Source organism: Lacticaseibacillus daqingensis (assembly GCF_003946115.1).
Lineage (GTDB): Bacteria > Bacillota > Bacilli > Lactobacillales > Lactobacillaceae > Lacticaseibacillus > Lacticaseibacillus daqingensis.
This window is the reverse complement of sequence record NZ_RHOH01000016.1, coordinates 26,943-35,720: the sequence shown is the minus strand read 5'-3', so window position 1 is coordinate 35,720 and position 8,778 is coordinate 26,943. Positions and strand designations below refer to the sequence as shown.

General features: G+C 59.7%; 5 protein-coding genes. 4 read left to right on the top strand and 1 reads right to left on the bottom strand.

The features are described 5' to 3' along the window. Positions 1–642: 642 nt before the first annotated feature. From EKM88_RS12470 to ispE, 3 genes are all read left to right on the top strand, one after another. Positions 643–2,349, top strand: a complete 1,707-nt coding sequence (locus tag EKM88_RS12470) for a glycoside hydrolase family 3 N-terminal domain-containing protein (protein ID WP_125706656.1) — start codon at positions 643–645, stop codon at positions 2,347–2,349. A 400-nt stretch (positions 2,350–2,749) separates the two neighbouring features. Further along, positions 2,750–6,040 (top strand): beta-N-acetylglucosaminidase domain-containing protein, encoded by a 3,291-nt coding sequence (locus EKM88_RS12465; RefSeq protein WP_125706655.1) that lies wholly within the window; start codon positions 2,750–2,752, stop codon positions 6,038–6,040. Positions 6,041–6,193: 153 nt separating this feature from the next. Next, a complete protein-coding gene (gene ispE, locus EKM88_RS12460; protein ID WP_125706654.1) occupies positions 6,194–7,042 on the top strand; it encodes a 4-(cytidine 5'-diphospho)-2-C-methyl-D-erythritol kinase in 849 nt (282 codons plus the stop codon). A 163-nt stretch (positions 7,043–7,205) separates the two neighbouring features. On the opposite strand, the gene EKM88_RS12455 is transcribed toward ispE, so the two are convergent. Next, positions 7,206–7,580 (bottom strand): hypothetical protein, encoded by a 375-nt coding sequence (locus EKM88_RS12455; protein ID WP_125706653.1) that lies wholly within the window; start codon positions 7,578–7,580, stop codon positions 7,206–7,208. Between the two features lie 158 nt (positions 7,581–7,738). On the opposite strand from EKM88_RS12455, the gene EKM88_RS12450 reads away from it, so the two are divergent. Then, positions 7,739–8,617 (top strand): cation diffusion facilitator family transporter, encoded by an 879-nt coding sequence (locus tag EKM88_RS12450; RefSeq protein WP_125706652.1) that lies wholly within the window; start codon positions 7,739–7,741, stop codon positions 8,615–8,617. Positions 8,618–8,778 lie beyond the last annotated feature (161 nt).

The window sequence follows — 8,778 nt, the reverse complement described above, 5'->3', positions numbered from 1 at the left end:
GATTTCATTTTACAAGGACTCAGGCTGTGAGTCTTTTCTATTTGGTTAATTTGTTGCACTTACATTGTAAATCCGTCGCCCTAGAACAAAGTGGCGAGCGTACGGTGGGGAAAAGCGACCCGTGAAGTAGCCGGGCCGCGGCCGAGACGACTCGGTGGACATCCGCGCACCCGACCGCCTCCGCGAATTGGTGGGGAACCTATCGTAGGGTAGGAACAATTTTGATTAGTTGTAAAATTTGTTCCCATCGTGACGACACACGAAACGCGGCCTTCATCTGGCGACAGCAATTGTGACCCATGGCGTGGAATCGGTGTAAAAAGCTGATAAAACAGGCGATCGGCCGGGGCGTGTCGAGCGATCCGTGACCGGCGCGTCGAGATTTAATAAAAAAAATAATTTAACGATTGGTATAGACTTGTTTTGGGACGAGGGGGACTAATTTTTTCAGGTAGACGCAATGTGTCACTGACTTTTCGCCGAATTAAATAGGCCGTGATGCATTTTGTTCAACGAAATTGGCCTATCTGAGCGGTTTGAGCAACCGCTTACATCTCAATTTGATTCGTGATAGTATTCACGTTGGATGGGGATAATCCAAGCGCAATTTTTTTGGGTAGTGTTTTGAGAGGGGCAATTATAATGAAAAAGATTTCCAAAGCGGCCATCAGCCTGCTCGGCTGTGTGGGACTGCTGCTGGGCTCGGGTGGGCTCAATGTAACAACCGTGCATGCGGCTGAGTCGACGACACCGTCATCGGCACCAACTGATGCGCAGATCAAGACGTACATTTCTCAGATGACACTGGCCGAAAAAGTGGGCCAGATGTTCGTCTCTCGGACCCCGCAAGACAATGACCAGGTCCGGTCAGACGTTGCAAAGTACAACCTGGGTGGGTTGATTGTTTACGGCGCAGACTTTGAGAGTGTCGATACGGCTCAGGAGTTCAAGGATAAGCTGCAGAGCTTCCAGGATGCGGCCAACTTGCCGCTGTTTGTCGGGGTTGACCAAGAAGGGGGCACGGTGTCGCGGTTGAGCAATAACCCGATCGTGTCGAACTACCGTGATTTCCCGTCCCCGCAGGAGCTTTACGCACAGGGGGGCATCGATGCGGATGTCAAAGAAGCAACCGAAGTCGCGAAGATCCTGCGCGACTTGGGAGTCAACTGGAACTTTGCGCCAGATGCTGACTGCACGACCGATACGTCCGCGTTCATCTTTAAGCGTACGTTAGGCCAAGACTATCAGACGACGGCGGATTATATCTCGAAAGTCGTGCCGGCATGGCAGACGAGCGTGGCCGCAACGCTGAAGCACTTCCCAGGGTATGGGGCAGCGGTTGACACGCACACGGATTTCTCAGTTGTTCAGCGGACCAAGGAACAGTTCGAAAATGAAGACCTGTTGCCATTCCGCGCGGGGATCAAGGCCGGGGTGGACTCGATCATGATTGCCCACATCGTCATGGAGGCCGTCGATCCTGACTTCCCAGCTTCCTTGTCGCCAAAGGTCATTAACGGCGTTTTGCGTGACGAGCTGGGTTACGATGGCGTGGTCATCACTGATGGCTTAGGGATGGGTGCGATCACGACGTTCGCTAAGAACCACGACAACGCACCGGTCGACGTGCTGGCGGTCGAAGCCGGTAACGACGGCATCATGAACAACGACTATGCGACTGCCATTCCGCAGATCGTTGATGCCGTTAAGGCGGGGAGCATTCAGGAAAGCGAAATTGATACCCACGTCTTCCGGATGCTGAGCCTTAAGCGCAAGCTGGGCCTTTTGACCACGGATAACATCAAGGTCAACCAGATCGCGGTCAACGATGTGACTTACGATGAAGCGGCCAAGACGGCAACCGTGACCGCTACGGTGCCGAACTCTGATGCGCTTCAGCTGCTCGGCGAGCCAATCTACGCCAAGGATGCTACGGGCAAAGTGGTTGCGCAAACGTTAGTCGGTGGTGAAGGCGCCGTTAAGCTGGAGCTGCCAATGACGGATGCTGCGCAGACCCTGACGTTGACCACGGGCACCAAGGGGGTCATCGATCAGACGGTGACGATCAAGGCGCTGACCAAGACCGATGCGACTCAGGAATCAGGGGCCGCGGGTGCCTCAAGCAGCAGCCAGGGTCAGGAGAGCGCGACGAGCCAGTCGTCAAGCAATCCTTCAAGCAGTGCCTCAAGCCGCGCCAGCAGCACGACAACGCCGAAGAAGACCGGCACGAAGGGGCATTTGCCGCAAACCGGGAATGCGAAGTTTGCCGCAATGACTAGCATTGGGCTCTTGGCTGTGGCAATGATTGCGGTGCTTGGCATTGTGACCTATAAGAAGCGGCACGCATAGCCAAACACAACTTCCCCGTTCAGCCACCTGCCGCACGCAGGTGGTTTTTGTATACCAGAGCGAAGTGGCGCGGTTATAAGGGTTGGACGATGGCAGCCTGACGCTTGCGCCCGTACTTAGGCGCGAGTGGCAGGATGAATTTGATCAGGTTGTTCGAGCGCAGTGAGTTACAACCTGACATGCGTAGAAAGACCGCCCCCTTATGCGCCACGCAGCTCGACGAACCAGAGCAGGCTGGGCATTTTGCCCACGGGTTGAGGTGATGCCAGTCCAGCGATGGTTCAACCGGAGGCGATGCGCGAACGAAAACCATGAACGCACTTTCTGGTGCGCGATCGAGTCATGATAACACGGGTAGACGGCATGCTTCGGTGTGGCTGTCAAAGGAGGAGACACTGAGATGCAAGAACAAAAACGGCATTATAAGATGTACAAGGCTGGACGTCAGTGGGTTGTGGCGGGGATCGCCACCCTTGGTGCTGTGACGTTGTTCACGGCAGGCGCCCCGGCGGTGGTTTACGCGGATACGGGCGCGGTGACCGCAGGGGATGTGACGTCGACCGCAGCGGTGGATCAGACAGCGCCTGCGACGGATGCGGCGGCGCGCGATTCGGCCACATCACAGCCAGTGACCACTGCGGCTTCGGTAACACCTGCAAACACGTCGGCGGAAACCGCGTCGCAGCCTGTTGGGAATGATGCAACGGCCGCGATCGAGCCGGTTGCGGCAGCGCCGCAGACGCCAGCATCTTCCGCAGCCACGACCGCAGCGGTCGCGGTAACGTCGGCAGTCAATCCGGCAGATCCCGCGGTAGACGCAGCGCCGGATGGGGCGGTGGCGACTGCCGCCGCGGCCGCAGCACAAACTCCGCCGGTGAAAGCGGCGACGACGAGCACCGTGACCATCGGCGCGCAGGTGGATGCGGCCACGGCCGACTTGGCGAATCAGGCGGTCGCCGCGGTGCAGGCCAATGCAGCGACTTTTGATCAAATCTTCATTGGAACTGCCGCGGACACGGCGGTCAGCGATGCGGTCGCAGCGCTACACGGGGCAGCGGTCACCACGCTGAACGATGAGGGGTATCTGATCAAAGCGGGCATGCTTGGCGACCAGTCTGTTTTGACCATTCAAGGAAAAGACGCCACCGGGCTGTTTTATGCCTTGAATCAGGTGATCGCCAGCGCGGAGGCCAAGACGGACCTCAGCACGGTGGCTGATTACGAGTCGCCTGAGATGCGTGTTCGTGGGGTGATCGAAGGGTTTTACGGTACGCCGTGGACCGATCAGGCGCGCAAGGACCTATTTGATTTTATGGCCGCGCACCGGATGAACACTTACATTTACTCGGCCAAAGATGACAGTTACCTGCGGGATGACTGGAAGGCCCTTTATCCGGCCGATAAGCTGGCGGAGATCCAGGACCTCGTGACGGCGGCCAAGAATGACCACATCGCCTTTGTGTTCGCCCTATCACCCGGGAATGACATCACCTACTCAAGCGCGGCAGATCTGGCGACCACTATCGCCAAGTTTGACCAACTTCGTGCCGTGGGGGTCACCCAGTTTTACATTGCGCTGGACGATATTCCAACCACAATGACCGCGGCGGACGCCAGCCACTTCTCGTCACTGGCGGCGGCGCAGGCGGATTATCTGAACCGGCTGGAAAAAACGTACATTGAAGCTAATGGCCTGCCTGCCCTTTGGATGGTGCCAACGGAATATACCGGGACGAAGACGAGCACGTACAAAACGGCACTGGGCAACGCCCTTGATCCCAACATCCGGGTGCAGTGGACGGGGACGGGCACGTTTTCCGATAAGATCACGGCGGATTCAGTCGATCAGGCGGCAACGGCTTACAACACCGACCACCTGCTCATCTGGGACAATTTCCCGGTCAACGATGGGAATGCGAACCGGTTGTACCTGAACCCGGTCAACGGGCGGGCAGCCGATCTGTATCAGGTCACGGACGGATTCACAGCCAATCCGATGTCTCAACCGTACGCCAGCTGGATCGGGGTCGGCAGTTTTGGGGATTACATGTGGAACGCTAGTGGGTACGATGGGCAGGCTTCGATGACCGCGACCGTTGAGACCCTGGCTGGGCCTGATGCGACGACGCAGGACGCCTTGCGCGCATTCGTCGATCTGAATCAGAACTGGGAACCTGGGACGGGCCAAGCCAAGGCGCCGATTCTAACTGGCCTTGTTGACGCGTTGAACCAGGCGACCTACGGCACTGAGGCGTACACGCAGGCGTTCACCGCCCTGAAGACTCATTTAACGACGTTGCTGAACCTGCCAACCAGCCTGCAGCAGCTAGCGGTGCCGGGCTTTTATACGGATGCCTTGCCGTGGCTCACGGCCGCTTCCCAGTGGGCGCAAGTCGAGCTGGATGCGCTGCAGGTGGTTGAACTCTCGCACGATCTGCGCACGGCGCCTGCAACGATGGCCGCGCTGATGCAAAAGATCGTCAGCGACACGGCCACTGCACGCGCACCCGTTTTGCCAGACCTCAAGGGAAAAGGCGGCGATGCGAAGATCCCATCGATTGGCGATGGCGAGTTCCAAGCCGAGGTGACGATGGCCAACACGGCCCTGGACAACTGGCTGGCCCTTCGCGCCTTCGCGAACGGGACGGCGCAACTGAGCGGGTCGGCGACCACCGACATGAAGCAGTACGCCGCGAATGCGCCAGAAAATATGAGTGATGGCGACATCAACACGAAGTTCTGGGCGAATACGACCGGTCATTCTGGACAGTCCGTGGTTTATCAGCTCGATGAACCGGGCGAGGTGCAGCAGATCTTCATTCGTCAGGGGAAAGACGATACTCAGACCTCTGACGGGTTGCTGACCGGTGCCACGATCGCGGTGGGCACGAAGGCGGATGGGAGCGATAAGGTCGCGGTTGGCCAAGTGACCGCCACCGCCAACTTCCATTTGACGCTGGACAAGCCGGTGTTTGGCCAATATGTTTTCATCACCTTGAAGGGCACCACGACGGGCTGGCCCCAAGTTCGTGAGGTCACCGTTGACATGGGGGCGGGCATTCCCGTCACGAACCTCACCGGGGTCGACGGGCAATCCGCGGACACGGTGTTTGACGGGAAAACCGCCACGACCTTTACCGGGACGCTCACGGATGCCACTCAAAGCGGCACCATCACCAACACGCCACTGACGCCAGTGACCGATGCAAAGTCGGTGGCGTTCGTGGGCGCAGTCAAAGGCACGCTTCAGGTCCAGCTCGACGGCACATGGACTACGGTCGGCACCACCACCGGGGCACAGGAGATCCTGCGGGTGGCCGTGCCTGAAGGGGCGATCACCGGGCTACGACTGGTGGTCGATCCGACCACGACCAGCTTTTCGGTGGCCGAACTGGGACTGAGCACGACGGATCTGGCGGCCTTAGCTACGACCACGCAACCGCAAGCAGATGACGATGACCCGGCACAAGCGCAAGGGGGGCAGCAAGCCACCGCGGCGCACGAGGCGGGCGCCGCCGCCACTGCAACGCCGCTGGCCGCGTCTGGGCCGGCCAAGGCCAAGGCCAAGACATCGGGTCAGGCGACCCTGCCGCAAACCGGTGAGGCCACTAGCCCTCAAGTTGCCCTGCTGGGCGCCTTGGTGGCGGTGCTGAGCTTGATGGGGGTCACGGTGAAGTCGCGGCGCCACTAGTCACACGCTAATGAAGGGATGCCCGAAGCGCGCAGGCGCGAACTCGGGCGTCCCTTTTGGGTTGGGCGGGATTGCACGATCCAGCACCAGAAGGCGTGTCTTTTTTGCTGCGAAACCAGTATACTGAAGGAAAACAAGAGACTGGTGGTAGGAATGGAAATAATCCAGAAAGCCCCGGCCAAGATCAATCTCAGCCTTGATGCCTTGTACCGGCACCAGGACGGTGAGCACGAGTGGAAAATGGTGATGACCGCCGTCGATTTGGCCGATTACGTGCACATTCAACCAGCCAAAACGATTCAGGTGACCACGGACAGCGGCTTCTTGCCAGAGGACCCGCGGAACCTTGCGTACCAGGCGGCCAATGCGTTGCGCGCGGCCGCCGGAGTGACCGCTGGGGCCCGCATCCACATCGACAAGCACATTCCGGTCGCGGCCGGGCTTGGCGGCGGCTCGTCCGATGCCGCGGCCGTGTTGCGGGGGTTGAACCAACTTTGGCAACTGGGTTACAGTCACGCAGAACTGGCGCGGATCGGCCTGACCGTCGACTCTGACGTACCGTTTTGCGTTTACTCGCGGACGGCCTTGGTGACCGGCCGCGGGGAGGTCGTGCAGCCATTGGGCACCATGCCCAGCTGCTGGGTCGTGCTGGCCAAACCGCGGGTGTCGGTGTCGACGCCGAGCATCCTGAACGCGATCGACTACGAGCAGCCGATGCCGCGACCGAACACGGCCGCGGTGGTGACCGGGATCCAAACGCATGATTTTGCACTGATGGCCAGTGGCATGTCGAACAGCTTGGAACAGCTGACGGCTAGCCGGCACCCCGAGATCACAGCGCTCAAGCAGCGTTTCCTGCGGTATGGCGCGACCGTAGCGCAGATGTCAGGCAGCGGGCCCACCGTGTTTGGCCTGTGTGAAAAGGCGAGCCGGGCGCAGCGCGTTTACAATAGTATGAAGGGGTTTTGTCGCGAGGTGTACCTCGTGCGAACACTTGGTTAGGAAAGCGGCGGATGATGCCGCTTTTTTGCTGCGGGCAAACGAGTGAGGCCGCGTGCGCGCCACGAAGCGGATCAGGGTCGTGCGCACATGCGCCGCCCCTGCAAGCCAACCCGGCAGGCCGGCCAACCCAAACTGTGGGGTTGGTCGGTCTGCCGGGTTAAACTCAACTATGTTTGCGCAGTTGCCAAAAATGGTGCTTGGTGGGGCGATAGCTACTTGCTGGCGGATCGAAGCGGCCCTCGGGGTCGGTGAGGTCCCAGCGCTGACCCAGCCGGATCGGGTGGGTGCGCCACAGCTGCTCGGCAGCCGGGCCAAGCGTCAGTTCGTCAAACGTGAGGGCGCGGGTAACGGTTCGCAAACAGCGCTCGTACTCGGTGTTGAACCCAAACCCCGAGTACCGGTCCGTGGCCAGCAACGCATCAGTGTCTTGCAACTGCGTCAGGACTTGCCGGGCGAGTCCACTGGTCTGATCGGTCTGCTCGAATGCCGTGGTAAAGACTTCAAGCCAGCGCAGCGCCCGTTGTTCATCTTCTCGCATGATGGTGCCTCCTCCAAGGCAAGCGGCCCCCCGCCTGCCGTTTTGTGCCTCCATTATAGCAGTGATCGCGCGGTTGGCCGTCAGACTTGGGGCTGAGTGCGGTTGACTTTGCCTGTGGGACTCCGCACAATGAAGGGGACAGAAAGAGGTGGCGGCAGATGAAACAGTCAAAACCGAATCAAGCGTTTCGGTGGGGGATCGGCCTTAATGCGGGCTACATTATTGCGGAGGTGGCTTTTGGGCTGGGCATCGGCTCGGTGGCACTGATCGCTGATGCGATGCACAACCTCAGTGACGTGCTGGGCCTGGGGATCGCGTGGTTTGCCGACTGGCTGTCCTGCCGGCAGCCGACCATCCGGCGAACATACGGATACAAGAGCTCGTCCATCCTGGCGGCGCTGATCAACGCCGTGTTCTTGCTGGTTGCCATGGGCGCCATCATCGTGGAGGCCGTCACGCGGTTCAGCCACGCCCAGCCGGTGGCTGGTGGCGTGGTGATGGCCGTTGCCGGCGTGGGGATCCTGGTCAACGGAGGCACCGCGCTGCTGTTTCACCACGGCCAGCAGCATGATCTGAACGTGCGCGGTGCGTTCCTGCACATGGCCGCGGACGCGGGCGTCTCCTTGGGGGTGGTGATCGCCGGGGGGCTGACGCTGATGACCGGGTGGGCGTGGCTTGACCCGCTGGTGTCGATCCTAGTGGCCCTGGTGGTCCTAGCCAGCACCTGGGGGTTGCTCAAAGACGCGGTGAACTTGGCGATGGCGGCAGTGCCCAAGGCCATCGATACGGCGGCGGTGAAAGCGCTGATCGAAGCCTTTCCAACTGTGACGGCGTGCCACGACCTGCACATTTGGGCGCTGGGCACGACAGACGTCGCCCTGACGGTGCACGTGACGCGCACCACCAGCTGCAATAACGACCAGTTCCTGGAGCAGCTGGGCCACAAGCTCCGCCACACGTTTGAAATCGCCCATGTCACCATCCAAGTCGAATACGGCGACTATCAGCCGCTTCAGGCGCGGGATAATCCGTACTGAGCGGCCGCACACAGCGAAACTGCAATGCCAAACGTCCGCGCATGCGGGCGTTTTTTGCGGCTGGCGCCGTGCGTCAGCGACTGGGCAGGGCGCGGTTCAGACAAAAATGCAACATTGCTGGACAATATTTGGCCAAAATTGCAAATTCGCCGAACAATTAG

Coding starts and splice junctions, on each gene's coding strand:
- EKM88_RS12470 (WP_125706656.1), top strand. CDS start 643: ATGAAAAAGATTTCCAAAGCGGCCATCAGCCTGCTCGGCTGTGTGGGA.
- EKM88_RS12465 (WP_125706655.1), top strand. CDS start 2,750: ATGCAAGAACAAAAACGGCATTATAAGATGTACAAGGCTGGACGTCAG.
- ispE (WP_125706654.1), top strand. CDS start 6,194: ATGGAAATAATCCAGAAAGCCCCGGCCAAGATCAATCTCAGCCTTGAT.
- EKM88_RS12455 (WP_125706653.1), bottom strand. CDS start 7,580: ATGCGAGAAGATGAACAACGGGCGCTGCGCTGGCTTGAAGTCTTTACC.
- EKM88_RS12450 (WP_125706652.1), top strand. CDS start 7,739: ATGAAACAGTCAAAACCGAATCAAGCGTTTCGGTGGGGGATCGGCCTT.